Source organism: Pseudomonas sp. FFPRI_1 (assembly GCF_055384485.1).
The window spans coordinates 6,860,961-6,886,384 of sequence record NZ_AP029168.1; the positions used below are offsets into that span (position 1 = coordinate 6,860,961).

Here is a 25,424-nt window from a genome sequence, read left to right on the forward strand (position 1 = left end):
CGCCGAACAAAACCTCCAGGGCCACAAGGTTGGCCCATATGGTTTCAAGGGGAGCAACACATGATCAAACGTAACCTGCTGGTGATGGGCCTGGCCTTGCTGCTGAGCGCCTGTGGCTTCCAGTTGCGCGGCACGGGAACCCAGGAGCTGACCATCAAGGAGCTCGACCTGAGTGCCCGGGACGCCTATGGCACCACGGTGAAGCTGCTGCAACAGCAACTGGAAAGCAGTGGCGTGCGCATCCATGCGGGCGCGCCCTACAAGCTGGTATTGCTCAGCGAGCAGGCCAGCCAGCGCACGCTCAGCTATACCGGTGGCGGCAGCTCGGCCGAGTACGAGATCAGCACCACGCTGAACTACGAGATCCTGACTCATGACAACCTGCACCTTCTGGGCGACAAGCTGGAAGTGCAGAAGGTCTTCCTGCACGACGGCAACAACATCACCGGCTCCGACCAGGAGTCCGCCGAAACCCACAAGGAAATGCGTCGCGACCTGGTCCAGCGCATGCTGATCCGCCTGCAACTGCTGACTCCGGAGCAACTTGCCCAGCTGCAAGCCACCGCAGAAGCCAAAGCCAAGGCAGACGCCGACGCCCTGGAAGCGGCACGCAAGGCTGAAGCGAACACCCCGCGTCAGTCGCCTCTGGAACTGCCGAACCAGTAAGCCTCGTGGGGCGCGCAAGCGCCCCGCTGGTCCTCGCCTATGAAACTTGCCCCCGCCCAACTCGGCAAACACCTGCAAGGCACCCTCGCCCCGGTCTATGTGATCAGCGGCGATGATCCTCTGCTCTGCCAGGAAGCCGCCGACGCCATTCGTACTGCTGTTCGCCAGCAGGGTTTTGACGAGCGCCAGGTATTCAGCGCCGATGCCAACTTCGATTGGGGCACCCTGCTGCAAGCCGGTGCCAGCATGTCGCTGTTCGCTGAAAAGCGTCTGCTGGAGCTGCGCCTGCCTTCGGGCAAGCCGGGGGACAAGGGCGCTGCGGCACTGATCGAGTATTGCTCGCGCCCGGCAGAAGACACGGTGCTGCTGATCAGCCTGCCCAAGCTCGATGGCAGTGCGCAGAAGACCAAGTGGGGCAAGGCACTGGTTGAAGGAGCCCAGACTCAGTTCGTGCAGATCTGGCCAGTGGATGCCAACCAGCTCCCGCAGTGGATTCGCCAACGCCTGTCCCAGGCGGGACTCTCCGCCAGCCAGGATGCGGTGGAACTGATCGCCGCCCGGGTAGAAGGCAACCTGCTGGCTGCAGCCCAGGAAATCGAAAAGCTCAAGCTGATGGCTGAAGGCGGACAGATCACTGTCGAAACCGTACAGGCCGCCGTGGCCGACAGTGCTCGCTTCGACGTGTTCGGGCTGGTGGACGCCATTCTCAATGGTGAGGCCGCCCATGCCTTGCGCATGCTTGAAGGCCTGAGGGGGGAAGGCGTTGAGCCTCCGGTCATTCTCTGGGCCTTGTCCCGGGAATTGCGACTACTGGCCAACCTGGCCCTGCAGTTCAGCCAGGGCACGCCTCTGGACAAAGTGTTCAGCCAGGCTCGCCCTCCTGTCTGGGACAAGCGCAAACCCCTGATGAGCAAAGCGCTGCAACGCTATTCCGCACAGCGCTGGGCGCAATTGCTGCTCGACGCCCAGCGCATCGATGCGCAAATCAAGGGACAGGCCAGCGGCTCCCCATGGAGCAGCCTGAGCCGCCTGTCACTGCTGATGGCCGGCCAACGCCTGGCCCTGCCGGCCGAATAACCCTCGGCAAGATCCTCGCCGACACTCTTCGGACATGGGCAGGACTGGACAACAGCCCGACTCTGGCCGATGATCTGCGCCGCAGCACCCACTCTCCTCATGAAGCGAGCACACCCGATGAGCAAGCCATCCAAGCATGGCCCCAACAAGGCCAAATCCATCATTGCCCAGCCACTGTTCCGCAGCCGTCAGGAACGACCCGCCAAGGGCAAAGGCAGCTACCGCCGCGAAGCCTTCCAGTCTAAAAGCTGGGAGGCTTCTTACTTTCTGGCTGCCTGAAGCCCAGACCCCCACTGGCATGATAAGGTCTGCACCTGATTGTTATTCTCTCTGGACCCGTGCATGCCCTTTTGTCTTTCCCGTCGTTGGCACATGCGCCAACTGATCGCTGCCTCCAGCCTTGTTCTGCTAGTCGCCTGCGCGGAAAAACCCACCGCCGCCGACGCCCAGCCGCTGCCCACCCTCCAGGCAGCCCCCCTTGCCGCGCCGGCCACTGTCGCGCCCTTGACGGCCGACAACCTGGACATCCAGCCTGCCCAGACCTTCGACGAGTGGTTGAGTGCCTTCCGCAGTGAAGCCTTGAACGCCGGAATTCGCGCCGATGTATTCGACCGTGCCTTCGCTGGCGTGACCCCGGACATGGCCGTGATCAAGGCGGACCGCAGCCAACCCGAGTTCAGCCGCCCGGTGTGGGAATACCTCGACGGCGCACTGTCCCCGGTAAGGGTACGCAAAGGTCAGGCGCTGCTGGTCCAGTACGGCGATATCCTGCAACGAATCGAACAGCGCTATGGCGTGGATCGCCAGGCACTGGTGGCGGTCTGGGGCATGGAGAGCAATTTCGGCGATTTCCAGGGCAACAAGTCGGTCATCCGCTCCCTGGCGACCCTGGCCTACGAAGGGCGCCGCCCAGCCTTCGCCAACAGCCAACTGATCGCCGCGCTGCAAATCATTCAACAGGGTGATATCCAGCCAGAGAAGATGCTCGGTTCCTGGGCCGGAGCCATGGGCCAGACCCAGTTCATTCCCACCACCTACAACACCCACGCCGTGGACTTCGACGGCGACGGCCGCCGGGATATCTGGAACAGCCCCGGTGACGCCCTGGCGTCGACCGCACACTACCTGCAGAGCTCGGGCTGGCAAAAAGGCCAGCCATGGGGCTTCGAAGTGCAGCTCAACAGCGGTTTCGACTATTCCCTGGCTGATGCCTCCACCCGCAAGACAGTGGCTGAATGGATGCGCCTGGGAATGACCCCGGTCAATGGCAAGGCACTGCCTTATGGCTCGGACCAGTTGTCCGCGTCCCTGTTGCTGCCTGCCGGCTACCGGGGCCCGGCGTTCCTGATCCTGGACAACTTCCGCGCCGTGCTCAAGTACAACAACTCATCGTCCTACGCCCTGGCCGTGAACCTGCTGTCCGAGCGTTTCGTCGGTGCCGGCCTGATCAGCGGTAGCTGGCCCAAGGACGACCTGCCCCTGAGCCGTTCCGAACGCATCGAGCTGCAGACCTTGCTCAGCGCCAGGCAGTACGACGCCGGCAACCCCGACGGGATTATCGGTGCCAATACCCGCAAGGCCATTCGCAGCGCCCAGCAAGCGCTGGGCTGGCCCGCAGACGGCTATCCAACCCACAAGCTGCTGGACAGCCTGCGCAATCGCTGAAGGGCCGGCCGGTGCAGCCCTTCTGCACTGGCCCAGCCTTACTTGAACACTACATCCTGGGCCAGGGTCAGCTCCCTGGCACCCGCATCCAACCTGACCAAAGCCCCTATGGGCAAGGTCAGATTGGGGTCGCAATGACCACTGCGCCATCCGGCCAGCACCGGAATCTTCAGCGGCTCGAAGGTCTGCCTGAGCAGGCCGCACAGCGCAGTGAAATCCACACCTGCCACATCCCCTACCAACACGCCACGCAGCTTGTCGAGCTTGCCTGCCAGGCGCAGGTGATTGAGCAGGCGGTCGATCCGATACAGCGGCTCGTTGATGTCCTCGAGAAACAGGATGCTGCCATCGGAATTGATTTCAAACGCAGTGCCCAGGGTACTGGCAATCATCGACAGGTTGCCCCCCAGCAGCGGCCCCTGTGCGATACCCGGCTCCACCGTGGTCAAGGGAAAAGCCACAGGATGGGGCAGCAGGCTGCCGGCCCTGACCTGGCCCCTGAGCAGATTGAAAAACGACGCCTCGGTCGGCGGCTGCTTCTGCCCCAGCAGGTCGGCATTGAGCATCGGCCCGTGAAAGCTGACAAATCCCGCATAACGGTTGATCGCCAGGTGCAGGGCGGTGATATCGCTATAGCCGACAAAGGGCTTGGGATTGCGCCTGATCAGGTCGAAATCGATCTTGTCCAGCAAGCGCGGGCTGCCATAGCCTCCACGCAGGCACACAATGGCGTCGATTTCGCTGTCGGCAAAAGCCCCGTGCAAGTCATTCAGACGGACCTCGTCACTGCCAGCGAGATAGCCTTCCTGCTGCCCGACACCGGGGAAGATACGCAACTCGTAACCCCGTGAACGCATCCATTGGAAGGCTTTTTCGGTATCCAGCGCTGCCGGACCGGCGGGCGCAATAAGGCCGATAACGCCTTCACCAGCCAACGCCGGTACTGGCAGATGAGCATGAAGGGCAGCAGTCGGTTGGATGGGCATGCAAGTTCTCCCTGTGTGGATTCACCCAAGCACAGTAGCCATGAATGCCGCGAAACAGAAGAGCTGAAACAGCCGGGAAGGCAAGAAAGCAGCGCAAGCCGCAGAGGTGCTCGGATGAGCCGGGAAACTGCCCGCAAGACTCAGGCCTTGCGGGCAGGAAAATCAGGAAACCAGGCCTTCGCGGGCCAGTTTCGCTTGCTCGTCGGCGTGGTAGGAAGAACGTACCAACGGGCCGGAAGCAACGTTCTTGAAGCCCATCCGGTAACCCTCTTCGGCGAACCAGGCAAAGGTGTCCGGGTGCACGAAGCGCTGTACCGGCAAGTGATTGCGGGACGGCTGCAGGTACTGGCCAAGGGTCAGCATGTCGATATCGTGCTCGCGCATGCGCTTCATGACCTCGATGACCTCATCGTCGGTCTCGCCCAGGCCCAGCATCAGGCCGGACTTGGTCGGTACATGAGGCACCAGCTGCTTGAATTTCTGCAGCAAGGTCAGCGACCACTGGTAGTCCGAACCCGGGCGTGCAGCCTTGTACAGGCGCGGCACGGTTTCCAGGTTGTGGTTGAAAACATCCGGCGGGGTAGCCGCGGTGATTTCCAGAGCTACATCCATGCGACCGCGGTAGTCGGGCACCAGGGTTTCCAACTGCACGTTCGGCGACAGCTTGCGGATCTCGCGGATGCAATCGGCAAAGTGCTGGGCACCACCATCGCGCAGGTCATCGCGGTCCACCGAGGTGATCACCACGTACTTCAGGCGCAGGTCGGCGATGGCCACTGCCAGGTTCATCGGCTCATCGACATCCAGAGGCTTCGGACGACCGTGGCCCACGTCACAGAACGGGCAGCGACGGGTGCAGATGTCGCCCATGATCATGAAGGTCGCAGTACCGCCGGAGAAGCACTCCCCCAGGTTCGGGCAGGACGCCTCTTCGCAGACGCTGTGCAGCTTGTGCTTGCGCAGCAGTTGCTTGATCCGATCGACTTCCGGAGACACCGGGATGCGCACGCGAATCCAGTCGGGCTTCTTGGGCAGTTCGGTGGTCGGAATGATCTTAACCGGAATGCGCGCGACCTTTTCCGCACCGCGCAATTTGACGCCGGCTTCAACTTTCGGACGGGCCGCTCGCTCGGAAATATCCAGCGTCGGGATCAGGGTTTGAACAGCGTCTTGCGCAGTAGTCATATCAGTCGATTCCGCCCGTTAGGGTCGTCTGCTCAGCATAGTCGAGGTGTTTGACGAGCTGCGCACGCAGCCGGGCACTTACCTCGGCAAAATCAATCGGCCCTGCATGGTCGCTCAGCTGGGTCATGGCCAACCCGGCATAACCACAGGGGTTAATCCGTCGAAACGGCTGCAAATCCATGTCCACGTTCAAAGCCAGCCCGTGAAAGGAGCATCCGCGACGGATACGCAGGCCCAGCGAGGCGATCTTCGCCCCATTGACGTAGACCCCCGGCGCATCGGGCTTGGCCGCCGCAGGCACGCCATAGCTGGCCAGCAGCTCGATCAGGCACAGCTCCATCCGGCTCACCAGGTCGCGCACGCCAAAACCCAGGCGACGCACATCCAGCAACAGATAGGCCACCAACTGGCCCGGACCGTGATAAGTCACCTGGCCGCCGCGATCCACTTGCACTACCGGGATCTCTCCCGGTAGCAGCAGGTGTTCGGCCTTGCCTGCCTGGCCCTGGGTAAAGACCGGCGGATGCTGTACCAGCCAGATTTCGTCCGCGGCATCGGTACCGCGTTCATTGGTGTAGCGCTGCATGGCCTGCCAGACCGGCTCGTAAGCCATCTGGCCAAGCTCACGAAAGCCCAGCGTCTGTGGCATCACAGCACCATGTGGACGACACCGGTAGCACGCAGGGCACTATTGATATCACGCAGTTGGTCTTCACCGGTGGCGGTGATGTGCAGTTGTACCGTGGTGTACTTGCCGTTGCTGCTCTGACGCTCGGCCAGGGACTTGATGTCCAGGGTGGCGTACTTGGCAAGGATCTCGATCACGGTGTCCTTGAAGCCGACAACCGTGTCACCGATCACCTTGATCGGATAGTCGTCGACGGGAAATTCAATCTTGTGCGACTTAACGTCAGTGTCTGTCATGGCAGTAACGGCCTCGTAAGCCGTGGCGACGAACACGACCCCCGCTCTACTTCAGAGCGAGGGCCATGCGGGTCGACAATATCAGTTGAACAAGCCGTAGAAGAATAGACGGATGCTATCCCACATGCGGCGGAAGATACCACCTTCGTCGACCGCTTCCAGAGCAATCAAGTCGGCGCTGTGCACCACCTTGTCGTCCAGCTTCACTTCGACCTTACCAATCACGTCGCCCTTGGCGATCGGCGCGACCAGTTGCGGGTTCATGGTCATGCTCGCAGCCAGTTTCTTGAGCTGGCCTTTAGGCATGGTCATGGTCAGATCTTCAGCCAGGCCGGCCTTGACCTGATGGGTAGTGCCCTTCCAGACCGGAGCCTGGGCCAGCTCGGTGCCCTTCTGGTAGAAGGTCTGGGTTTCGAAGAAACGGAAACCGTAGGTCAGCAGCTTCTGGGTCTCGGCAGCACGAGCTTGTTCGCTGTTGGTGCCGAACACCACGGCGATCAGGCGCATGCCGTCACGTACCGCCGAAGACACCATGCAGTAGCCGGCTTCGTCGGTGTGGCCGGTCTTCAGGCCATCAACGGTCTTGTCGCGCCACAGCAGCAGGTTGCGGTTGGGTTGCTTGATGCCGTTCCAGAAGAACTCTTTCTGCGAGTAGATCGCGTAGTGGGCCGGATCTTCATGAATGATCGCGCGAGCCAGTACCGCCATGTCGTGGGCCGACGAGTAGTGCTCGGGGTTCGGCAGGCCGGTAGGGTTCATGAAGTGGCTGTTGCTCATGCCCAGGTCGGTTGCCGTCTTGTTCATCATGTCGGCGAAGGCGTCTTCGCTGCCGGCGATGTGCTCGGAAACCGCGACGCTGGCGTCGTTGCCCGACTGGATGATGATGCCGTGCAGCAGGTCGCTGACGGTGACTTGCGAGCCGACCTTGATGAACATCCGCGAACCGCCGGTACGCCAGGCGTTCTCGCTGACGGTCACCGGATCGTTCTCGCCGATCTGGCCGCGACGGATTTCCAGGGTCGCGATGTAGGCGGTCATCAGCTTGGTCAGGCTGGCCGGCGGCAGACGCTGGTCACCATTGTTCTCCACCAGCACGTTACCGCTGCTGGCATCCATGAGCACATAGGATTTGGCAGCCAGTTGCGGTGGCGACGGCATCGCTTCGACCGCCCAGGCGGCGGGCGTGATGATCAGCGGGACAAGCAGGCACAGGCGTTTGGCAAAGGTGGTGATGTTCATCCGTCTCTCGAAGTTGCTAATGGAAACTTGCCCTAGGGGCAAAACTATTTCAGACAGCCTTCTGAAGGGCTATCGCGTGTGCAGTTGCTCACTCACTGGCCCTTGCCGGGCTTTTGTTGTTCGACGAGCCAACAACCCGGGTCCGCCCCCCAATACCGCAAGCGGACCTTCAATCTTCAGTACTGCTACTCGGCAGTGACCACGCTCGGCTGGCCCAGGTTGGCCAGGCGCACGCTGTTCTGTGCTTGCTGGGCCTCACTCGGCGTACCGAATGGCCCCAGGCGCACTCGGTGCAGCGTCTGCTGGTTACGCACGATCGAGCTGATGAACACCGGGGCGCTCACCATTCCGCTCAGTTTCGACCTCAACAGCTCGGCAGCGTCCGGGTTGGCGAAGGCGCCCACCTGCAGATACTGGCCAGAAGCTGCTGCGGTGTTTTTCACTTGTACGGGAACCACAGCTGCCGCGTGCTGCTGGGGCGGCGGAGTCCATTGCTCGACCGTGCCGGCCGAAGCCGTGATCACCGGAGCGTTGTTCTGCGCCACTTGCGGCTCATTGAGCATCAACGGCGCCGGACGCCCGCGCTGGGCCCACCACTGCTGCGGATCGATGCCCTCGACCTTGACCCGCGCAGTGCCGGTTTCGGCGTAACCGAGCTTCTTCGCTGCTGCGTAGGACAAGTCGATGATCCGGTCGGAATAGAACGGACCGCGGTCGTTGACCCGCAGGACCACACTGCGGTTGTTGTCCAGGTTGGTTACCCGTACATAACTGGGCAGCGGCAGGGTCTTGTGCGCGGCACTCATGCCGTAAAGGTCGTAGACCTCGCCGTTGGCCGTGTTCTGGCCATGGAACTTGGTGCCATACCAGGATGCCGTGCCGGACGCGACGTAGTTCTTGGATTCCTGGATAGGGAAGTAAGTCTTGCCCAGAACCGTGTAGGGATTGGCCTTGTAGGGGCCGGTGTGCAGGGTCGGAGTGGCGTCGGGAATCCGCGACACGTCGACATCCCACCAGGGCGCGCCATCCTTGTGGGCACGGTTGACATCCAGGCCCGGCATCGAACGCACCGCGCTGGAAGACTTCTGCTGCGGCGAGCGGCTCGTCGAGCAACTGACCACCAGCAGGGACAACGCGGCAAAAGCCACCAGCTTCAGGGGTTTTGGAATTGGCATTGCCAGCATTACTTGACGCCCCGTGCTTGGACCAGCTGTTCAGACAACTGATGTACGGCCATGGCGTACATCACGCTGCGGTTATAGCGAGTGATCGCGTAAAAATTCTTCAGGCCCATCCAGTATTCCGGGCCATTGTCACCTTCCAGACGGAAAGCGGTGACCGGCATATCATCGCGCAGCGCATCATGACTCGACCACCCCAGGGCCCGCAACTCCCCGACGGTCTTGGTCGGCTCGATACCCGTGGTCAGGCCCTCATCCACACGATCGCCGCGCACATCGGCGCGGCTGACCACCGGCTGGCCGGCCACCCAACCGTGACGCTTGAAGTAACTGGCCACGCTACCGATGGCATCGTCCGGATTGGTCCAGATATTGATGTGCCCGTCACCGTCAAAATCCACCGCGTAGGCGCGAAAACTGCTCGGCATGAACTGTGGCAGCCCCATGGCGCCCGCGTAGGAGCCCTTGAGGCTCAAGGGGTCGAGCTGCTCTTCACGGGCCAGCAGCAGGAACTCGCGCAACTCCTTGCGGAAGAACTCGGCACGTGGCGGATAATCGAAACCCAGGGTCGATAACGCGTCGATCACCCGGTAATTACCGGTATTGCGGCCAAAAAAGGTTTCAACCCCGATGATCGAAACGATGACCTGGGCCGGCACCCCGTATTCCTGTTCGGCACGGGCCAGCACGGCTTCGTGCTGACGCCAGAAATCCACACCGCGGGCGATGCGCGCGTCGGTGAGGAACATCGGGCGGTATTCCTTCCACTGCTTGACCCGCTCGGCAGGCCGCGAAATGGCGTCAAGAATCGACTGCTTGCGCTCGGCCTCGCGGAACACGCCCATCAGCTGTTCCCCGGCGAAACCATAGTCCCGAGTCATTTCACCGACGAATTCGGCCACCTGCGGCGAACCTTCGTAATCACCGGCGAACGCGGATTGCGCTGCACCAAGGATGCTTACCAGACCGACCCACGGCGCATGCCGAGCGGCCCAGCCACGCATTACTTGCATTGAGTTCTTCACCTTAATCAAACCTGCGCGATCCACTTGCGATGGGTATGGATCGACATCAAAACCCCAAACGCTGACAGTAGCGTCACCAGCGAAGTTCCTCCGTAGCTAATGAACGGCAACGGAACCCCCACCACCGGCAACAAGCCACTGACCATACCGATGTTGACGAAAACGTAAACAAAAAACGTCATGGTCAGGCTGCCCGCGAGCAACTTGCCGAACAGCGTTTGCGCCTGGGCAGTGATGACCAGGCCGCGCCCGATCAGCAGCAGGTAGATCAGCAGCAGGGCGCAAATACCCACCAGGCCGAACTCCTCGCCCATGACCGCGATAATAAAGTCGGTGTGGCTTTCCGGCAAAAAGTCCAGGTGCGACTGGGTGCCGAGCAGCCAGCCCTTGCCAAACACGCCGCCGGAACCAATGGCAGCCTTGGACTGGATGATGTTCCAGCCGGTGCCCAAGGGATCGCTTTCCGGGTCGAGGAAGGTCAGGATCCGCTGCTTCTGGTAGTCGTGCATGATGAAGAACCACATGGCGATGGCCACCGGCACCGCCGCCGCCAGCACGCTGAGGATCCAGCGCCAGCGCAGCCCGCCCATGAACAGCACGAAGGTGCCCCCGGCCAGGATCAGCAAGGCCGTACCCAGGTCTGGCTGGCGCACGATCAGGATGAAGGGAATGCCGATCAGCACCAGGCTGATCCCCACATGCTTGAGATGAGGCGGCAGGGTGCGCTTGGACAGGTACCAGGCGATGGTCGCCGGCATGATGATCTTCATGAACTCAGACGGCTGGAAGCGAATCACCCCCGGGATGTTGATCCAGCGGGTCGCACCCATGGCGTTGTGGCCCATGACGTCCACCACCACCAGCAGCACCACGCCGAACACATACCCCAAGGGGACCCAGCGGGCCATGAAGCGCGGCTCGAACTGGGCAATGACGATCATCGACACCAGGCCGATGCCAAACGAAGTGGCCTGCTTGGCCAGCAAGTCCCAGCTCTTGCCACTGGCGGAATACAGCACGAACAGACTGCCGGCAGCCAGGGTCAGCAGCAGGATCAGCAAGGGGCCGTCGATGTGCAGGCGCTGCAGCAGTGTGGCACGACGCCGCATCACGTCTTCACTGGAGAGGATGCGGTCAAAATTACTCTTCACGGGCCGTAGCCTCCGTGCTGACAGGACTGGTGAACTCGGGCTTGAGCTGGCCGTCCTGGCCGAGAAGCCAGGCATCCATCACCTGACGCACTACCGGGGCTGCAACACCGGAACCCGACTCACCGTTCTCGACCATCACCGAGACCACGATCTTGGGGTTTTCTGCCGGAGCGAAGCCGACGAACAGGGCGTGGTCGCGGTGCCGTTCCTGAACCTTGGAGCGGTCGTACTTCTCACCCTGCTTGATCGCCACCACCTGGGCGGTACCACTCTTGCCGGCAATCCGGTACGGCGAACCGGCCGCAGCCTTGCGGGCGGTACCCCGGGCACCATGCATCACCTGCTGCATGCCGTGGTTGACCTTCATCCAGTCCGAGGGGTCACGCAGGACAATATCCGGCATCGGGTTGTGATCCACGGGCTTCTCGCCCTCGATGCTCTTGGCCAGGTGCGGACGATTCCAGCGGCCCTTGTTGGCCACCAGTGCCGTGGCCTGGGCCAGCTGCAGCGGCGTCGACTGCATATAGCCCTGGCCGATTCCGAGAATCAGGGTTTCCCCCGGGAACCAGGCCTGACGCCGGGTGGCGCGCTTCCACTCGCGAGTCGGCATCAACCCCGGGGACTCCTCGAACATGTCCAGCGAGACCTTCTGGCCTATCCCGAACTTGTTCATATAGGCCGAAAGCCGATCGATGCCCAGCTTATGGGCAAGGTCGTAGAAATAGGTGTCGTTGGACCGCATGATCGCGGTGTCCAGGTCGACATAACCGTCACCGGTACGGTTCCAGTTGCGGTACTTGTGATCGTAATTGGGCAGCTGGTAGTAACCCGGGTCGTAGACTCGGGTCGAAGCCGTGACCACCCCGGCGTCCAGCCCGGCAATCGCCACCGCCGGCTTGATGGTGGAACCCGGCGGGTAAAGGCCACGCAATACCCGGTTGAACAGCGGCCGGTCGATGGAGTCGCGCAGTTCGGCATAGGCCTTGAAACTGATGCCCGTGACGAACGGGTTGGGATCGAAACTCGGCTGACTGACCATTGCCAGGACTTCGCCGGTGTTCGGGTCCAGCGCCACCACGGCACCCCGGCGCCCACCCAGGGCCAGCTCGGCAGCTTCCTGCAGTTTGATGTCCAGGCTCAGAACGATGTCCTTGCCGGGAATCGGATCGGTACGCTTGAGCACTCGCAGTACCCGCCCCCGGGCGTTGGTCTCAACCTCTTCGTAACCCACCTGGCCATGCAGCTCCGACTCGTAGAAACGCTCGATGCCGGTCTTGCCGATATGGTGAATACCCGCGTAGTTCACCGGGTCCAGGGACTTCTGCTCCTTTTCGTTGATCCGCCCCATGTACCCCACAGAGTGAGCAAAGTGCGCCCCCTGAGGGTAATGCCGGACCAACTGGGCAACCACCTCCACCCCAGGCAGGCGGAACTGGTTCACCGCGATGCGGGCGATCTGCTCTTCCGTCAGCTCGAACAGGATCGGCACCGGCTCAAATGGCCGCCGCCCCTGCTTCATGCGCTTTTCGAACAGCACCCGGTCTTCCGGGGTCAGCTCCAGCACCTCGACAATCACATCGAGCACCTGCTGCCAATCGCCGGAACGCTCTCGGGTCATGCTCAGGCTGAAGCTGGGACGGTTATCGGCCACCACCACACCATTGCGGTCAAAAATCAGCCCGCGAGTGGGAGGAATAGGCTGCACATGAACCCGGTTGTTCTCCGACAGGGTCGAGTGATAGTCGTACTGGATCACCTGCAGGTAATACAGCCGGGCAATCAGCACCCCGATCAGGCAAACCACCATAATGGCGCCGAACACGACCCGGCCACGCACCAGACGGGCGTCTTTTTCGTGGTCCTTGATACGGATCGGCTGGGACATTAGGGGCGCGGGCTACTTGTGGTAAGGGTGCCCGGACAGCACGGTCCAGGCACGATACAGTTGTTCACCGATGAGAATCCGCACCAGCGGGTGCGGCAAGGTCAGCGGCGACAGCGACCAGCGCTGATCCGCCCGTGCGCACACCTCAGGCGCCAGCCCCTCCGGGCCGCCGACCATGAAGTTCACGGTTCGCGAATCCAGGCGCCAGCGATCCAGCTCCACCGCCAGCTGCTCGGTGCTCCAGGGCTTGCCGTGCACCTCGAGGGTAACGATGCGCTCGTTCTGCCCGACCTTGGCCAGCATGGCTTCGCCTTCCTGGCGGATGAAGCGGGCCACGTCGGCGTTCTTGCCCCGGGTATTGAGCGGTATTTCCACCAGCTCCAGCGCCAGCTCGGATGGCAGGCGCTTGGCATATTCGTGCCAACCTTCTTCCACCCACTTGGGCATGCGTGAACCGACAGCGATCAGACGCAGGCGCACAACCGCCCCTTATTCCTGGTCTTTGTTGAGCTTGTTGAAGTGCTCGTGGCCGACTTCAGGGCTGTGGTGCTTGCCATCGGCGGCACGGCTCTGCTCGGCACCTTTCCACAGACGCTCGAGGTCGTAGAACTGACGGGCATTGGAAGTCATCATGTGCACGATGACGTCGTCCATATCCAGCAGGACCCAGTCGCTGTCGCCCTTGCCTTCTTCACCCAGCGGCTTGACGCCCTGGGCTTTGACCGACTCGCGCACCTTGTCCAGCATCGCGCCGATCTGGCGGTTGGAGGTACCGGTGGCGATGATCATGTAGTCGGTGATGCTCTGCTTGTCACGTACGTCGATCACCAGTACGTCCTGAGCCTTGACGTCTTCCAGGGCCGCTACGGCAACCTTGACCAGCTCTTCGCCCTTGAGGGGCTCACCACTGATGACTTTTTCCGGCAGCGGTGCACTTTTGAAGGTGCCTTTGCGCTTTACTTTGTTTACGTCGTTGTTCGTCATATAAAACTCGTTTTGCTCGTATGTTCGGGCGCTTCAATACACGACTGTTCGTGCCTTCAAGCGCGCCGCTTTAGTTCGACGCACGGTAAAGTCCGTGCGCATCGATGTAGGCCAGAACCGCGTCAGGCACCAGGAAACGTACCGACTTACCGCTGGCCAGCAGTTGACGGATCTGGGTGGCAGACACCGCGAGCGGCGTCTGCCAGACGAATGCAATGTGTCCCCCCGGCCCCTTGAGGGCCAATGGGTCGCTCACCGAACGCGCCGCCAGCAGGTTGCGCAGGGCATCCGGCGGCTCGCTGTCGGCATCCGGGCGTTGCAGCACCAGGATGTGGCAATGCTGGAGCAACTCCTCCCAGCGATGCCAGGTGGGCAGGCCGCAAAAAGCGTCCCAGCCCAGTAACAGAAACAATTGGTCATCTGCGGCCAGCTCGGCCCGCATCTGCTCCAGGGTGTCGATAGTGTAGGACGGCTTGTCCCGCTTCAGTTCACGATCGTCCACCACCAGAGGGGAGACGCCCGCCACTGCACACTCGACCATCGCCAGACGGTCGAGCGCCGACACCTGCGGTGTATCCCGATGAGGCGGCCTGGCACTGGGTGTCAGGAGCAGCTCATCGAGCTGCATGGATTCCGCCACCTCCAGCGCGCCACGCAAGTGGCCGATATGCACTGGATCGAAGGTGCCGCCCAGCAGACCGATACGTTTGCCCATCAAGTGCGCACGTGACCGTCGCCGAAGACCACATATTTCTCGCTGGTCAGCCCTTCCAGACCCACCGGGCCACGGGCGTGCAGCTTGTCGGTAGAGATGCCGATCTCCGCGCCCAGGCCGTATTCAAAGCCGTCGGCAAAGCGCGTCGAAGCATTGACCATCACCGAGCTGGAATCCACTTCGTTAAGGAAGCGCCGGGCGTCACTGAAGTTCTCGGTGACGATCGCATCGGTATGGTGCGAACCGTAGGTGTTGATGTGCTCGATGGCTTGCTCCAGGTTATCCAGCACCCGGATCGAAAGAATCGGCGCAGTGTACTCGGTACGCCAGTCTTCTTCAGTGGCTTGCAGCACATCGCCCCCCAGGATCGAACGGGTCTGGGCACAGCCCCGCAGTTCGACGCCCTTGTCGCGATAGATTGCGGCCAGCGGCGGCAATACCCGATCGGCAATGGCAGCGTGCACCAGCAGGGTTTCCATGGTGTTGCAGGGGGCGTAGCGATGGGTCTTGGCGTTGTCGGCGATACGGATCGCCTTGTCCAGGTCCGCCGCCACGTCGATGAACACATGGCAGACGCCGTCCAGGTGCTTGATCACCGGAACCTTGGCATCGCGGCTGACCCGCTCGATCAGGCTCTTGCCGCCACGCGGCACGATCACATCGACGAACTCGGGCATGGTGATCAGCGCCCCTACCGCGGCGCGGTCGGTGGTTTCCACCACCTGCACCACATGGGCCGGCAGATCGGCAGCCGCCAGGCCCTGCTGAATGCAGGTCGCAATGGCTCGATTGGAATTGATCGCCTCGGAACCGCCCCGCAGGATGGTGGCGTTGCCCGACTTCAGGCACAGGCTGGCGGCATCGATGGTCACGTTCGGCCGTGACTCGTAGATGATGCCGATCACCCCCAGGGGCACGCGCATCTTGCCCACCTGGATGCCCGAAGGCAGGTAGCGCATATCGCGGATCTCACCGATGGGGTCAGGCAGCTTGGCCACCTGACGCAGACCTTCGATCATTTCATCGATACGCACAGGCGTCAGCGCCAGGCGATCCAGCAGCGCTGGCTCCAGACCATTGGCCCGGCCATTGGCCAGATCCTGCTCGTTGGCTGCCGTCAGTTCCGGTCGCGCCGCGTCCAATGCATCGGCAGCCGCCAGCAGCGCACGGTTCTTCTGTGCGGTGGTAGCGCGGGCGATCACCCGGGAGGCCTGGCGGGCAGCGCGACCCAAACGGGTCATGTAGTCAAGAACGGACTCAGTCATGGTCTGGTGTGGTCTTGGCAAAGAGGAAAGCGGCTGATTATAGCTGTCGCGCCCGCCCACGGACAGCGGTCACGGGCGGATGGTCGAAATACTCGTGGTTCAGCCTGAATTAAGCCTGGAGTTGTTATGATTCCGTCACATTTTCCGCCATAACCCTGCGCCCCATGTCCATCCTGACCCCCGCGAAACTGCCCAAAGCCCTGCCCGACTGCTTTTTCGACCGTGATGCGCAGCTTCTGGCCCGCGAACTGCTGGGCAAAGTCATCCGCCATAAAGTCGGCGAGTTGTGGTTATCCGCGCGAATTATCGAAACCGAAGCCTATTACTGCGAGGAAAAAGGCAGCCACGCCTCCCTCGGCTACACAGAAAAGCGTAAGGCTTTGTTTCTGGATGGCGGGCACATCTATATGTACTACGCCCGAGGTGGTGACTCGCTGAACTTCAGCGCCCAGGGCCCCGGCAATGCGGTACTGATCAAGTCCGCCTACCCCTGGGTCGACGACGTCTGCGGGCCTGCCAGCCTGGCGCAAATGCTCTTGAACAATCCCGACAGCGCCGGCCGGCCACGATCTTCACAGAAGCTCTGTGCCGGCCAGACACTGCTGTGCAAGGCCCTGGGCCTGAAAGTCCCTGACTGGGATGCGAAACGCTTCGATCATGAAGTCCTCTTGGTCGAGGATGTAGGCGCCGCCGTACCGCACATTCTGCAGACCACTCGCCTGGGCATCCCCCACGGGCGCGACGAACACCTGATGTACCGCTTTGTCGATGCCGCCTATGCCCCCTACTGCACACGGAACCCCCTGCGCCGCGGCCAAGTCGAAGGCCGTGATTACCTCAGCCTCGACTGACGCCCCAGCACCCGCCAGACACTGACAATGGAGTTGAATCTATGGGCCCATGGCTCGACAGCGTAACCGCCTGGCTGACCACCCATCCAGAGTGGCTGGCCGCCGCCGTCTTCATCGTGGCCTGCATAGAATGCCTGGCAATCGCCGGCCTGATCGTCCCGGGTACCGTGCTGCTGTTCGCCATAGCCGTGCTGGCCGGCAACGGCGCGCTGTCTTTGGGGGAAACCCTGCTGCTGGGCCTGCTCGGCGGCTTGCTGGGGGACGTGGTGTCCTACGTGCTGGGACGACGCTTTCATCAGAGCATCCGCCGCCTGCCAGGCCTGCGCCAGCATCCAGAGTGGATCAGTGGCGCTGAGTCCTATTTCCAGCGCTATGGCATTGCCAGCCTGCTGGTAGGACGCTTCATTGGCCCGCTGCGGCCAATGCTGCCGATGGTCGCGGGCATGTTCGACATGCCTTTTCCGCGCTTTTTCGCCGTCAGCCTACTGGCTGCCACCGGCTGGTCGGTGGCGTACCTGCTCCCTGGCTGGGCCACAGGCGCTGCAATTCGCCTGCCATTGCCGGAAGGTTTCTGGCCCCAGGCCGGGATCGTCATCGCCAGCCTGGCCGCGTTGATTGGCCTGAGCGTCAACAGCAGCCTGCGCCGTCATCGCCGGGCGACCCAGCTCATGTCCGGCCTGAGCCTGCTGCTCCTGGTCGCGCTGTTCAGCGGCTTTCCCTACCTGACCCAGTTTGACCAGGGACTGATCGCCCTGGTGCAGGAGCACCGCGAGCCAGTCCTGGACAAGATCATGGTGATGGTCACCCAGATCGGCGAATTTCGCGCCATGTTCATCCTCAGTGCGGTGCTGACCCTGTTGCTGCTGGCATTGCGTCAATGGCGCCAGGCGATATTTGCCGGTGCAACCCTGATGTGCACGGCCCTGGCCAACACCGGTAGCAAATGGTTTTTCGCCCGGCTCCGCCCCGAGGTGCTGAGCGAACCGCTCACCAGCTTCAGCATGCCCAGCGGACATTCTTCAGGGGCCTTTGCGCTGTTCCTGACCCTGGCGGTGCTGGCCGGTCGCGGTCAGCCACCGCGCATGCGCCTGACCTGGCTGCTGCTGGGCTGCCTGCCGGCCGCGGCAATCGCCTTGTCCCGGGTTTACCTGGGCGCCCATTGGCCCACCGACATCCTCGCGGGCACCTTGCTGGCAGTCTGTGTCTGCGCCGCCAGCCTGACCTTGATTCAGTGGCGATGCCCACTGCCGCCGATGCCGGCCAAAGCCTGGTGGCTGCTGTTGCCAGTGATGCTACTGATGTGCGGGTTCATGGCCATGCGGCATCTGCCCCATGCCCTGCTGCGGTACGCCTATTGAGCCGTGATGAGAGGGCAGCCGCTCAGGCGAAGAGCTCGCCCTGCAACTCATCCAGCAGCACCTGAATGGCATCGAGCCGCTGTTGCGGCTCATCCAGTTGCAACAGGTCGATCTTGTCCCGCTCGGAAAAGGGCAGCAGGTAGGCCAGTTGATTGGCCAGGGACAACTGGCCCCGGGCTTCGACGCCCATGTCGAGGGCCTCGACCATCGGGTGCTCGGCCAGGGCCTTGAGCAGCGCGATCAAGTCGGCGTCCTCGTCCTGCAGCGGCTGCTCCTCAGCCTCCTCCAGCCACTGCACCTGCGCCACCGTCAACTGGTCCTTCTGCACCTCGCTGCTCAGGACTCGAAAGCGCCGACCGCCCTTGACCCGGATCCCCAGGAGCCCGTTGCCCTGCTGATGAAAGTCGGTGATCAGTGCCTCGCACCCCACCAAGGCAAAGCCCGGTGCGGCCGCACCGACCTCGTCGCCCTCCAGGATGCACACCACCCCGAAACCGCTGCCCTGCTTCATGCAGCGGCCGATCATGTCCAGGTAGCGGGCCTCGAAGATCTGCAGATCGAGGACGCAATCAGGGAACAACACGGTATTCAGCGGAAACAGCGCCAGGCTCATACACCCATCCTTAAACCAGCAAAGACACCGCCAACGGCAACAACACCGCCGTGGCCACGCCCATCAGACTCATCGCCAACGCCGCAAAGGCGCCGCACTCCTCGCTTTCCTGCAAGGCCACCGAAGTGCCCACCGCATGAGCGGTCATGCCCAGGGCCATGCCTCGTGCTTCAGGCGCATGGACTCCCAGGCGGTTGAGAATGCCCGGGCCGAAGATGGCCCCGATCACGCCCGTGATCAACACGAACACCGCCGCCAGCGCTGCGACACCGCCAATCTGCTCGGCCACCAGCATGGCGATCGGTGAAGTCACCGACTTGGGCGCCATGGTCATCAGGATCATGTGCTCGGCGCCAAACCACCCGCCCAACAGTACCCCCAGACTGGTCGCCACCACCCCACCCACCACCAGCGTAGTAAAAATCGGCCAGAACAATTGGCGAATGCGCCGCAGATTGAGGTACAGCGGCACCGCCAGGGCTACCGTGGCGGGCCCCAGCAAGATACTCAGGATCTCCGTGCTCTTGCGGTATTCGGCATAGCTCAGGCCACAGCCGAGCAGCACTGTGATCACCAACAACATGGACACCAGCACCGGCTGCAGGAACATCCAGCGGGTCTTCTCGAAGGCCGCCAGCACCAGTTGATAGGCGCCAAGGGTAATGCCAATGCCGAACAAGGGGTGGTGAATCACCGCCGCCCAGGCACCCTGCCAATCGATAATCATGGGCGCTCCTCGCGCCGGGCCTGGCGCTTGACCAGACGCTGCATCAGCACCCCGACAAAGGCCATGGACACCACCAGCGACAGCACCAGCGCGCCGGTGATGGCCCAGAAATCCGCGGCGATATCCCGGGCATAGACCATCACCCCAACGGCAGGCGGCACCAGCAGCAACGGCAGGTAGCGCAGCAAGCTGCTGGCCGCCAGGTTCAACGGTTCGCCCACTTCACCGCGTACGATCAGGAATACCAGCATCAGCAACAGGCCGATGATCGGTCCCGGAAGCACGGGCAACAGCAAATGATTGAGCGCCGTCCCGAGCAATTGGAACAGCACCAGCCATGTCAAACCGCGTAACAACATACCGCCTCTCCAGCCAGGACCCGTCGCGCATTATAAGCACGCAGACGCTATGGATCGGCATTCGCCAAAAGCATGGATGTTTACCAGGCCAGATCGCCATGATGATCTAGAGTGGAAGTTTCAGACCGCGAAACGCTGCGTCGAATACTAAAAAATCGTTGAACCAAGGAGAGTGTCAATGCCCTATGTTCCTGTTGCAGAGCTCAAAGATTATGTCGGGAAGGAACTGGGACGTTCCCCATGGCTCACCATTGACCAGGAGCGTATCAACCTGTTTGCCGAGGCCACCGGCGACTTCCAGTTCATTCACGTGGACCCGGTCAAGGCGGCACAAACTCCGTTCGGCAGCACCATCGCCCATGGTTTCCTGACCCTGTCGCTGATCCCCAAATTGATGGAAGACATCCTCGTGCTGCCCCAGGGCCTGAAGATGGTGGTCAACTATGGCCTGGACAGCGTGCGCTTCATCCAGCCGGTGAAGGTCGACTCCAAGGTACGACTCAAGGTCGACCTGACCGAAGTCACCGAGAAGAAACCCGGCCAGTGGCTGCTCAAGGCCACCGCCACCCTGGAGATCGACGGCCAGGAAAAACCCGCCTACATCGCCGAACCCCTGTCGCTCTGCTTCGTCTGAAATACCCCCTGATGCGAAACAGCTCACGCTGTTTCGCTCAACCTCTCTATATATAAGCCACACCGCTGCGGCATACTCGGTCCCCTAATTATCCGGAACCCGTTATGCGCCCACTTGCACCCCTGGTTTTGACCCTTTTGCTCAGTGCCTGCGGAGACGGCGAGTCATTGTTGCCGCCCGATGCCCGTCTGCCGGACGGCGGGCGCTACCGCGGTGAACTGGTCAACGGCCTGCTGCAGGGTCAAGGGCGCATCGACTACCCCAACGGCAGCTGGTACGCCGGCCAGTTCGACAACGGCCAATGGCATGGCCAGGGGGAGTGGCACGGCAGCAATGGCGAGGTTTACCGCGGCCAGTTCCAGCAAGGCCTGTTCCATGGCCAGGGCACCCTGACCACCAAGGGCAGCAGCTACAACGGCGGTTTCAAACTGGGCCGCCGAGACGGCGAAGGGACCCTCAAAGAAGACGGCATGACCTACCGTGGCGAGTTCAAGGCCGACCTGTACTCGGGGCTGGGCCGCCTGGAGCTGGAAGACGGCAGCCAATACCAGGGCCAGTTCGCCAAGGGCAAGCCCAACGGCGAAGGCCAGCGCAGCGACGCCAGCGGCAACCAGTTCACCGGGCACTTCGTCAATGGCCAGCTGGAGGGCAATGGCACCTTCAACAGCGCCGAGGGCGACATCTACGTCGGCGGCTTCAAACACAACCAGCTCAATGGCAAGGGCCGCTATGAGAACTCCGATGGCGACGTCTGGATCGGCCAATTCAAGGAAGGCGCACTGGGTGGCAAAGGCGAACTGATCGGCGCTGATGGCAGCCATTATGTCGGCACCTTCAGCGACTGGCGCTTCAGCGGCGAGGGGCGCCTGAACCTAAGCGACGGCAGCTTTTATGTCGGCGGCTTCGACAGCGACAACTACCAGGGCCACGGAGTCCTGGTACTGCGTGACGGCAGCGTGCAGAGCGGCGTGTGGAACAACGGCCTGCGGGTCCGCGACGCCGATGGCAAGCTGCTGCCCGACCCGCTGGAAACCGCCCTGCTGGTCCAGGGGACCTTGCTCAAGGAAGCCCTCGATGCGGTGCCCGCCTCTACTGCAGCCATCGAACTCTACAGCCTGACCCTGGCCGGCGATGGCAAGCAGAGCGTCTTCCTGCGTGAGGCCGACTACGTCAGCAACATGCTCGCCAGCCGCTTCGGCGCCTATGGCCAGATCCGCCTGGTCAACCACCGCGACCATCTGATGAACCGCCCCATGGCCACCCGGGAAAACCTGCGCCGCGCCGCCCAGACCCTGGCCGCGCGCAGCGGCCCCGAAGACCTGGTGTTCATCTACCTCACCAGCCACGGCACCAGCGCCCACGAACTGGTCCTCGACCAGCCGCGCCTGGAACTGGCGGACCTGCCCGCCGACGAACTGGCCACAGCCCTGGCGCCGTTGAAAAATCGCGACAAGATCATCGTCATTTCGTCCTGCTATTCCGGCGGTTTCATTCCCGCCCTCAAGGACGAGCACACCTTGATCATGACCGCCTCCCAGGCAGACCGGGTGTCCTTCGGCTGTTCGGAAGAGGCCGACTTCACCTACTTCGGCGACGCTCTGTTCGCCCAGGCCCTGAACCAGACCGACGACCTGGAGCACGCATTCAAACTGGCGCGGGCTACCGTGGCCGAACGTGAACAGGCCGATAACTTCGAAGCGTCCGAACCGCAGATCTGGGCTCCAAAGGGCGTCATTGCACACTGGCAGCAACTGCGCAAACAGCAGGCACGAAAAGCACTGCAAAGTGTCTCTATAAGCAGCAAGGAAGCACAGAGCAACTAAGCTGAAACAGTATCAAGGGGGAATGACTATGTACTTGACGCCTCAGCACATCCTGCTCGCCGGCGCCTCCGGCCTGACCGGAGAGCAACTGCTGGATCGCCTGCTCAACGAGCCCACCATCACCCGCGTCCTCGCACCCAGCCGGCGACCACTGAGCGAGCACCCACGACTGGAAAACCCCGTCGGTGACCCCGCAGTGCTTCTCCCGCAGTTGAGTGGCAAAGTTGAAATCGCCTTCTGCTGCCTGGGCACCACCATCAAGCAGGCCGGCTCCGAGGCCGCCTTCCGCGCCGTCGACCTGGACCTGGTGGTGGCCTTCGGCAAGCGCGCACTGGAAATGGGCGCACGGCATCTGGTGGTCATCAGCGCCCTGGGCGCCGATCCCAAGTCGTCGATCTTCTACAACCGGGTCAAAGGCGAGATGGAAGAAGCCCTGAAGCAGCAAGGGTGGCCACAACTGACCATTTGCCGGCCCTCCCTGCTACTGGGTGACCGGATCGAACCGCGCCTGGGCGAACAACTGGCCGGTCCGCTGTCGCGGCTGATTCCGGGCAAGTACCGCGGCATCGAAGCCTGCCAACTGGCCCGTGCCATGTGGCGCCTGGCCCTGGAAGAACAAAGCGGTACCCGAGTCGTGGAATCGGACGAGTTGCGCAAGCTGGGCAAATGACTCCATCACTGGCGAACCGGTGCTTGCTTGCGCAGGCGCCGTTAGGCCGATCCCCCTACAACCCTCCCGTAGCCTGAAACCCCACGCCCAGCACGGTCAGCACCGACAGCGGCAACAACAGGGTATCGAGCAAGGCACTGGCCGGCAGGTCCGCCCCTGGATAGCTGGGCGCTGCGGCGCCAAAGCGGTCCATGGCGCAACAGCCGCCTTGCAACGCATACAGATCCAGGCGGGTGCCCGAATACACCACCGGCGCGCCGGGTTGTGCGGCATTCAAGGTGCGCACCGTGGCACAGCCCCCCACCTGCAGCACCACCAACAGCATCAGCAGGAATTTACTCATCACTGCTCAAATGGTGCTCGCCCCAGCGCGGCAGCATGTCCTGGGGAATATTCAGCAGGTTGAGAATCCGCGCCACGACGAAATCCACCAGGTCATCGATGGTCTGTGGCTGGTGATAGAAGCCCGGCGAGGCCGGCAGGATGGTCACGCCCATGTTCGACAGCTTGAGCATGTGCTCCAGATGGATGCTGGAATACGGCGCCTCGCGGGGCACCAGGATCAACTGCCGGCGCTCCTTGAGGGTCACATCCGCCGCGCGCTCGATCAGATTGTTGCAGGCACCGGTGGCAATTGCCGACAAGGTGCCAGTGGAACAGGGCACCACCACCATCGCCGCCGGCGAGCCGGAACCCGAGGCCACCGGCGACATCCAGTCTTCCTTGCCATAGACACGGATCTGCCCTGCCTCTGCACCGGTGTACTCGGTGAGGAAGGCCTGCATCATCTGCGGCTTGGACGGCAAGGTCACATCGGTTTCCGTGGCCATGACCAATTGCGCCGCCTTGGAAATCAGGAAATGCACTTCCCGATCCTCACGCACCAGGCAATCGAGCAGGCGCAAGCCATACTGGGCGCCCGAGGCACCGGTCATCGCCAGGGTGATGCGCTCCGGGCCGTTGTTCATTGCAACGCCTCGGCCAGCTTGCCGTGCAGACCGCCAAAACCACCGTTGCTCATGATCACCACCTGGGTCCCCGGCCCGGCCTGGCTTTTCACTTGTTCGATGATGCCTTCCAGAGAGTCGCTGACCGTCGACGGAACCGCGCATTGGGCGGCAATGGCCGCCAGGTCCCAGCCGAGATTGGCCGGCGCATACCAGATCACCTGGTCGGCCTGCTTGACGCTTTCCGGCAAACCGTCACGGTGCGCGCCCAGTTTCATGGAGTTGGAGCGCGGCTCGATGATGGCAATCACCTGCGCCTCGCCGACGCGCTTGCGCAATCCGTCCAAGGTCGTGGCGATGGCGGTCGGGTGGTGCGCAAAGTCATCGTAGATGGTCACGCCATGCACCTCGGCCACTTTCTCCATGCGCCGCTTCACGCTCTTGAACGCACTCAGCCCGGCGATGCCCATTGCTGGCACCACGCCCACATGCCGTGCAGCAGCCAGAGTGGCCAGGGCATTGGCGACGTTGTGCTGTCCGGTCAACGCCCACTCCACCACGCCCTGGCTGACACCCTCGAACATCACTTCAAAGGCCGAACCGTCTTCACTGAGCAACTTGACCTGCCACTGGCCACCGTCACCGGTGGTCTGCACCGGGGTCCAGCAGCCCATCTCGATCACCCGCTGCAACGCCGGCTCCGTGGTGGGATGGATCACCAGGCCTTCGCTGGGAATGGTCCGCACCAAGTGGTGAAACTGCCGTTCGATGGCGGCCAAGTCAGGGAAGATGTCCGCATGATCGAACTCGAGGTTGTTGAGGATCGCGGTGCGTGGGCGGTAGTGGACGAACTTCGAGCGCTTGTCGAAGAAAGCGCTGTCGTACTCATCGGCCTCGATCACGAAAAACGGCGTGTCGCCCAGACGCGCCGAAACGGCGAAGTTCTGCGGCACGCCGCCAATCAGGAAGCCCGGGCTCATCCCGGCATGCTCCAGGACCCAGGCCAACATGCTGCTGGTGGTGGTCTTGCCATGCGTACCGGCCACCGCCAGCACCCAGCGGCCCTGCAGCACATGGTCGGCCAGCCACTGCGGGCCGGAGACATAAGGCAGGCCTTTGTTCAGCACATATTCCACAGCCGGATTGCCCCGGGACATGGCATTGCCGATGACCACCAGGTCAGGCGCCGGGTCCAGCTGGGCCGGATCATAGCCTTGAGTCAGCTCGATGCCCTGGGCTTGCAGTTGGGTGCTCATGGGTGGATAGACGTTGGCGTCGGAGCCCGTAACGTGATGGCCCAGCTCTTTGGCCAGAACCGCCATCGACCCCATGAAAGTGCCGCAGATACCGAGAATATGGATGTGCATAGTCGACCTCATAAAACATCGGCGCAGGTTAGCCTAGAGGGCTGTAAATCGCACCCTTTAGCTGACGGGGAGATGCAGCCGTGGCGCCAGGCCGTGCAGGGACCCAAGGCCTGCGACTGAATGCGGC

The 25,424-nt window shown here is 62.3% G+C and carries 28 protein-coding genes; 9 read left to right on the forward strand and 19 right to left on the reverse strand.

Annotated elements, in window-relative coordinates:
- Positions 1 to 60: 60 nt before the first annotated feature.
- From ACZ5BO_RS30785 to ACZ5BO_RS30800, 4 genes are all read left to right on the forward strand, one after another.
- The gene (locus ACZ5BO_RS30785) at positions 61 to 666 is read left to right on the forward strand and encodes an LPS-assembly lipoprotein LptE (RefSeq protein ID WP_025129291.1); all 606 of its coding nucleotides are present in this window, start codon (positions 61 to 63) and stop codon (positions 664 to 666) included.
- Between the two features lie 39 nt (positions 667 to 705).
- Positions 706 to 1,743, forward strand: a complete 1,038-nt coding sequence (gene holA, locus ACZ5BO_RS30790; RefSeq protein WP_025129292.1) for a DNA polymerase III subunit delta — start codon at positions 706 to 708, stop codon at positions 1,741 to 1,743.
- A gap of 117 nt (positions 1,744 to 1,860) precedes the next feature.
- Positions 1,861 to 2,022, forward strand: a complete 162-nt coding sequence (arfA, locus tag ACZ5BO_RS30795) for an alternative ribosome rescue factor ArfA (protein ID WP_007927093.1) — start codon at positions 1,861 to 1,863, stop codon at positions 2,020 to 2,022.
- Positions 2,023 to 2,085: 63 nt separating this feature from the next.
- Complete coding sequence (locus ACZ5BO_RS30800) at positions 2,086 to 3,408, forward strand: lytic murein transglycosylase (protein WP_025129293.1); 1,323 nt, start codon at positions 2,086 to 2,088, stop codon at positions 3,406 to 3,408.
- A gap of 38 nt (positions 3,409 to 3,446) precedes the next feature.
- Here the strand turns inward: ACZ5BO_RS30800 and ACZ5BO_RS30805 are convergent, their stop codons facing one another.
- The 13 genes from ACZ5BO_RS30805 to ACZ5BO_RS30865 form a co-directional block, all read right to left on the reverse strand.
- On the reverse strand, positions 3,447 to 4,394 hold the full coding sequence (locus tag ACZ5BO_RS30805; protein ID WP_025129294.1) for a S66 peptidase family protein: 948 nt from the start codon (positions 4,392 to 4,394) through the stop codon (positions 3,447 to 3,449).
- Positions 4,395 to 4,556: 162 nt separating this feature from the next.
- Positions 4,557 to 5,579: a lipoyl synthase gene (lipA, locus tag ACZ5BO_RS30810; RefSeq protein WP_025129295.1), complete on the reverse strand. Its 1,023-nt coding sequence runs from the start codon at positions 5,577 to 5,579 to the stop codon at positions 4,557 to 4,559.
- A 1-nt stretch (position 5,580) separates the two neighbouring features.
- Complete coding sequence (lipB, locus tag ACZ5BO_RS30815; protein WP_025129296.1) at positions 5,581 to 6,228, reverse strand: lipoyl(octanoyl) transferase LipB; 648 nt, start codon at positions 6,226 to 6,228, stop codon at positions 5,581 to 5,583.
- A complete protein-coding gene (locus tag ACZ5BO_RS30820; protein WP_025129297.1) occupies positions 6,228 to 6,503 on the reverse strand; it encodes a DUF493 domain-containing protein in 276 nt (91 codons plus the stop codon). Before ACZ5BO_RS30820 ends, lipB begins: the two co-directional genes overlap by 1 nt.
- 81 nt (positions 6,504 to 6,584) lie before the next feature.
- On the reverse strand, positions 6,585 to 7,742 hold the full coding sequence (locus ACZ5BO_RS30825) for a D-alanyl-D-alanine carboxypeptidase family protein (RefSeq protein ID WP_025129298.1): 1,158 nt from the start codon (positions 7,740 to 7,742) through the stop codon (positions 6,585 to 6,587).
- Positions 7,743 to 7,927: 185 nt separating this feature from the next.
- Positions 7,928 to 8,926, reverse strand: a complete 999-nt coding sequence (locus tag ACZ5BO_RS30830; RefSeq protein ID WP_025129299.1) for a septal ring lytic transglycosylase RlpA family protein — start codon at positions 8,924 to 8,926, stop codon at positions 7,928 to 7,930.
- Positions 8,926 to 9,936 carry a lytic murein transglycosylase B gene (gene mltB / locus ACZ5BO_RS30835; protein ID WP_025129300.1) on the reverse strand — a complete coding sequence of 337 codons (1,011 nt, stop codon included), beginning with the start codon at positions 9,934 to 9,936 and terminating at the stop codon, positions 8,926 to 8,928. Before mltB ends, ACZ5BO_RS30830 begins: the two co-directional genes overlap by 1 nt.
- A gap of 17 nt (positions 9,937 to 9,953) precedes the next feature.
- Entirely contained in the window at positions 9,954 to 11,057 is a 1,104-nt protein-coding gene (gene rodA, locus ACZ5BO_RS30840) for a rod shape-determining protein RodA (RefSeq protein ID WP_051586088.1), read from the reverse strand.
- A 31-nt stretch (positions 11,058 to 11,088) separates the two neighbouring features.
- Positions 11,089 to 12,984: a penicillin-binding protein 2 gene (gene mrdA, locus ACZ5BO_RS30845; RefSeq protein ID WP_025129302.1), complete on the reverse strand. Its 1,896-nt coding sequence runs from the start codon at positions 12,982 to 12,984 to the stop codon at positions 11,089 to 11,091.
- 12 nt (positions 12,985 to 12,996) lie between these two features.
- Positions 12,997 to 13,464 (reverse strand): 23S rRNA (pseudouridine(1915)-N(3))-methyltransferase RlmH, encoded by a 468-nt coding sequence (gene rlmH / locus ACZ5BO_RS30850; protein ID WP_009051038.1) that lies wholly within the window; start codon positions 13,462 to 13,464, stop codon positions 12,997 to 12,999.
- Positions 13,465 to 13,473: 9 nt separating this feature from the next.
- On the reverse strand, positions 13,474 to 13,968 hold the full coding sequence (gene rsfS / locus ACZ5BO_RS30855) for a ribosome silencing factor (protein WP_025129303.1): 495 nt from the start codon (positions 13,966 to 13,968) through the stop codon (positions 13,474 to 13,476).
- 70 nt (positions 13,969 to 14,038) lie between these two features.
- Positions 14,039 to 14,683: a nicotinate-nucleotide adenylyltransferase gene (gene nadD / locus ACZ5BO_RS30860; RefSeq protein WP_464697349.1), complete on the reverse strand. Its 645-nt coding sequence runs from the start codon at positions 14,681 to 14,683 to the stop codon at positions 14,039 to 14,041.
- Complete coding sequence (locus ACZ5BO_RS30865; protein WP_025129305.1) at positions 14,683 to 15,948, reverse strand: glutamate-5-semialdehyde dehydrogenase; 1,266 nt, start codon at positions 15,946 to 15,948, stop codon at positions 14,683 to 14,685. Before ACZ5BO_RS30865 ends, nadD begins: the two co-directional genes overlap by 1 nt.
- A gap of 164 nt (positions 15,949 to 16,112) precedes the next feature.
- On the opposite strand from ACZ5BO_RS30865, the gene ACZ5BO_RS30870 reads away from it, so the two are divergent.
- Positions 16,113 to 16,799, forward strand: a complete 687-nt coding sequence (locus tag ACZ5BO_RS30870; RefSeq protein ID WP_464697350.1) for a DNA-3-methyladenine glycosylase — start codon at positions 16,113 to 16,115, stop codon at positions 16,797 to 16,799.
- A 41-nt stretch (positions 16,800 to 16,840) separates the two neighbouring features.
- The gene (locus ACZ5BO_RS30875) at positions 16,841 to 18,157 is read left to right on the forward strand and encodes a bifunctional DedA family/phosphatase PAP2 family protein (RefSeq protein ID WP_025129307.1); all 1,317 of its coding nucleotides are present in this window, start codon (positions 16,841 to 16,843) and stop codon (positions 18,155 to 18,157) included.
- A 22-nt stretch (positions 18,158 to 18,179) separates the two neighbouring features.
- On the opposite strand, the gene ACZ5BO_RS30880 is transcribed toward ACZ5BO_RS30875, so the two are convergent.
- From ACZ5BO_RS30880 to ACZ5BO_RS30890, 3 genes are read right to left on the reverse strand one after another with little or no spacing between them, the layout of a single operon-like run.
- Positions 18,180 to 18,770, reverse strand: coding sequence for an LON peptidase substrate-binding domain-containing protein (locus ACZ5BO_RS30880; RefSeq protein ID WP_025129308.1), 591 nt, complete (start codon positions 18,768 to 18,770; stop codon positions 18,180 to 18,182).
- A 10-nt stretch (positions 18,771 to 18,780) separates the two neighbouring features.
- Positions 18,781 to 19,497: an LrgB family protein gene (locus tag ACZ5BO_RS30885; RefSeq protein ID WP_464697352.1), complete on the reverse strand. Its 717-nt coding sequence runs from the start codon at positions 19,495 to 19,497 to the stop codon at positions 18,781 to 18,783.
- The gene (locus tag ACZ5BO_RS30890) at positions 19,494 to 19,856 is read right to left on the reverse strand and encodes a CidA/LrgA family protein (protein ID WP_025129310.1); all 363 of its coding nucleotides are present in this window, start codon (positions 19,854 to 19,856) and stop codon (positions 19,494 to 19,496) included. The genes ACZ5BO_RS30885 and ACZ5BO_RS30890 overlap by 4 nt, the downstream gene beginning before the upstream one ends.
- 178 nt (positions 19,857 to 20,034) lie before the next feature.
- On the opposite strand from ACZ5BO_RS30890, the gene ACZ5BO_RS30895 reads away from it, so the two are divergent.
- From ACZ5BO_RS30895 to ACZ5BO_RS30905, 3 genes are all read left to right on the forward strand, one after another.
- Complete coding sequence (locus ACZ5BO_RS30895) at positions 20,035 to 20,490, forward strand: MaoC family dehydratase (RefSeq protein WP_025129311.1); 456 nt, start codon at positions 20,035 to 20,037, stop codon at positions 20,488 to 20,490.
- 104 nt (positions 20,491 to 20,594) lie between these two features.
- Positions 20,595 to 22,313, forward strand: coding sequence for a C13 family peptidase (locus ACZ5BO_RS30900; protein WP_464697354.1), 1,719 nt, complete (start codon positions 20,595 to 20,597; stop codon positions 22,311 to 22,313).
- A gap of 28 nt (positions 22,314 to 22,341) precedes the next feature.
- Positions 22,342 to 22,983: an oxidoreductase gene (locus ACZ5BO_RS30905; protein WP_025129313.1), complete on the forward strand. Its 642-nt coding sequence runs from the start codon at positions 22,342 to 22,344 to the stop codon at positions 22,981 to 22,983.
- Positions 22,984 to 23,038: 55 nt separating this feature from the next.
- Here the strand turns inward: ACZ5BO_RS30905 and ACZ5BO_RS30910 are convergent, their stop codons facing one another.
- The 3 genes from ACZ5BO_RS30910 to mpl are packed head-to-tail and all read right to left on the reverse strand — an operon-like array spanning position 23,039 to position 25,297.
- Positions 23,039 to 23,326: a YceK/YidQ family lipoprotein gene (locus ACZ5BO_RS30910; protein ID WP_025129314.1), complete on the reverse strand. Its 288-nt coding sequence runs from the start codon at positions 23,324 to 23,326 to the stop codon at positions 23,039 to 23,041.
- The gene (ubiX, locus tag ACZ5BO_RS30915) at positions 23,319 to 23,951 is read right to left on the reverse strand and encodes a flavin prenyltransferase UbiX (RefSeq protein WP_025129315.1); all 633 of its coding nucleotides are present in this window, start codon (positions 23,949 to 23,951) and stop codon (positions 23,319 to 23,321) included. The genes ACZ5BO_RS30910 and ubiX overlap by 8 nt, the downstream gene beginning before the upstream one ends.
- Positions 23,948 to 25,297, reverse strand: coding sequence for a UDP-N-acetylmuramate:L-alanyl-gamma-D-glutamyl-meso-diaminopimelate ligase (gene mpl / locus ACZ5BO_RS30920; protein ID WP_464697355.1), 1,350 nt, complete (start codon positions 25,295 to 25,297; stop codon positions 23,948 to 23,950). Before mpl ends, ubiX begins: the two co-directional genes overlap by 4 nt.
- Positions 25,298 to 25,424: the final 127 nt, after the last annotated feature.

What these genes read in the sequence shown, in the direction of transcription:
- ACZ5BO_RS30785 (WP_025129291.1), top strand. Translation starts at nt 61, where the DNA reads ATGATCAAACGTAACCTGCTGGTGATGGGCCTGGCCTTGCTGCTGAGC.
- holA (WP_025129292.1), top strand. Translation starts at nt 706, where the DNA reads ATGAAACTTGCCCCCGCCCAACTCGGCAAACACCTGCAAGGCACCCTC.
- arfA (WP_007927093.1), top strand. Translation starts at nt 1,861, where the DNA reads ATGAGCAAGCCATCCAAGCATGGCCCCAACAAGGCCAAATCCATCATT.
- ACZ5BO_RS30800 (WP_025129293.1), top strand. Translation starts at nt 2,086, where the DNA reads ATGCCCTTTTGTCTTTCCCGTCGTTGGCACATGCGCCAACTGATCGCT.
- ACZ5BO_RS30805 (WP_025129294.1), bottom strand. Translation starts at nt 4,394, where the DNA reads ATGCCCATCCAACCGACTGCTGCCCTTCATGCTCATCTGCCAGTACCG.
- lipA (WP_025129295.1), bottom strand. Translation starts at nt 5,579, where the DNA reads ATGACTACTGCGCAAGACGCTGTTCAAACCCTGATCCCGACGCTGGAT.
- lipB (WP_025129296.1), bottom strand. Translation starts at nt 6,228, where the DNA reads ATGCCACAGACGCTGGGCTTTCGTGAGCTTGGCCAGATGGCTTACGAG.
- ACZ5BO_RS30820 (WP_025129297.1), bottom strand. Translation starts at nt 6,503, where the DNA reads ATGACAGACACTGACGTTAAGTCGCACAAGATTGAATTTCCCGTCGAC.
- ACZ5BO_RS30825 (WP_025129298.1), bottom strand. Translation starts at nt 7,742, where the DNA reads ATGAACATCACCACCTTTGCCAAACGCCTGTGCCTGCTTGTCCCGCTG.
- ACZ5BO_RS30830 (WP_025129299.1), bottom strand. Translation starts at nt 8,926, where the DNA reads ATGCTGGCAATGCCAATTCCAAAACCCCTGAAGCTGGTGGCTTTTGCC.
- mltB (WP_025129300.1), bottom strand. Translation starts at nt 9,936, where the DNA reads ATGCAAGTAATGCGTGGCTGGGCCGCTCGGCATGCGCCGTGGGTCGGT.
- rodA (WP_051586088.1), bottom strand. Translation starts at nt 11,057, where the DNA reads ATGCGGCGTCGTGCCACACTGCTGCAGCGCCTGCACATCGACGGCCCC.
- mrdA (WP_025129302.1), bottom strand. Translation starts at nt 12,984, where the DNA reads ATGTCCCAGCCGATCCGTATCAAGGACCACGAAAAAGACGCCCGTCTG.
- rsfS (WP_025129303.1), bottom strand. Translation starts at nt 13,968, where the DNA reads ATGACGAACAACGACGTAAACAAAGTAAAGCGCAAAGGCACCTTCAAA.
- nadD (WP_464697349.1), bottom strand. Translation starts at nt 14,683, where the DNA reads ATGGGCAAACGTATCGGTCTGCTGGGCGGCACCTTCGATCCAGTGCAT.
- ACZ5BO_RS30865 (WP_025129305.1), bottom strand. Translation starts at nt 15,948, where the DNA reads ATGACTGAGTCCGTTCTTGACTACATGACCCGTTTGGGTCGCGCTGCC.
- ACZ5BO_RS30870 (WP_464697350.1), top strand. Translation starts at nt 16,113, where the DNA reads ATGTCCATCCTGACCCCCGCGAAACTGCCCAAAGCCCTGCCCGACTGC.
- ACZ5BO_RS30875 (WP_025129307.1), top strand. Translation starts at nt 16,841, where the DNA reads ATGGGCCCATGGCTCGACAGCGTAACCGCCTGGCTGACCACCCATCCA.
- ACZ5BO_RS30880 (WP_025129308.1), bottom strand. Translation starts at nt 18,770, where the DNA reads ATGAGCCTGGCGCTGTTTCCGCTGAATACCGTGTTGTTCCCTGATTGC.
- ACZ5BO_RS30885 (WP_464697352.1), bottom strand. Translation starts at nt 19,497, where the DNA reads ATGATTATCGATTGGCAGGGTGCCTGGGCGGCGGTGATTCACCACCCC.
- ACZ5BO_RS30890 (WP_025129310.1), bottom strand. Translation starts at nt 19,856, where the DNA reads ATGTTGTTACGCGGTTTGACATGGCTGGTGCTGTTCCAATTGCTCGGG.
- ACZ5BO_RS30895 (WP_025129311.1), top strand. Translation starts at nt 20,035, where the DNA reads ATGCCCTATGTTCCTGTTGCAGAGCTCAAAGATTATGTCGGGAAGGAA.
- ACZ5BO_RS30900 (WP_464697354.1), top strand. Translation starts at nt 20,595, where the DNA reads ATGCGCCCACTTGCACCCCTGGTTTTGACCCTTTTGCTCAGTGCCTGC.
- ACZ5BO_RS30905 (WP_025129313.1), top strand. Translation starts at nt 22,342, where the DNA reads ATGTACTTGACGCCTCAGCACATCCTGCTCGCCGGCGCCTCCGGCCTG.
- ACZ5BO_RS30910 (WP_025129314.1), bottom strand. Translation starts at nt 23,326, where the DNA reads ATGAGTAAATTCCTGCTGATGCTGTTGGTGGTGCTGCAGGTGGGGGGC.
- ubiX (WP_025129315.1), bottom strand. Translation starts at nt 23,951, where the DNA reads ATGAACAACGGCCCGGAGCGCATCACCCTGGCGATGACCGGTGCCTCG.
- mpl (WP_464697355.1), bottom strand. Translation starts at nt 25,297, where the DNA reads ATGCACATCCATATTCTCGGTATCTGCGGCACTTTCATGGGGTCGATG.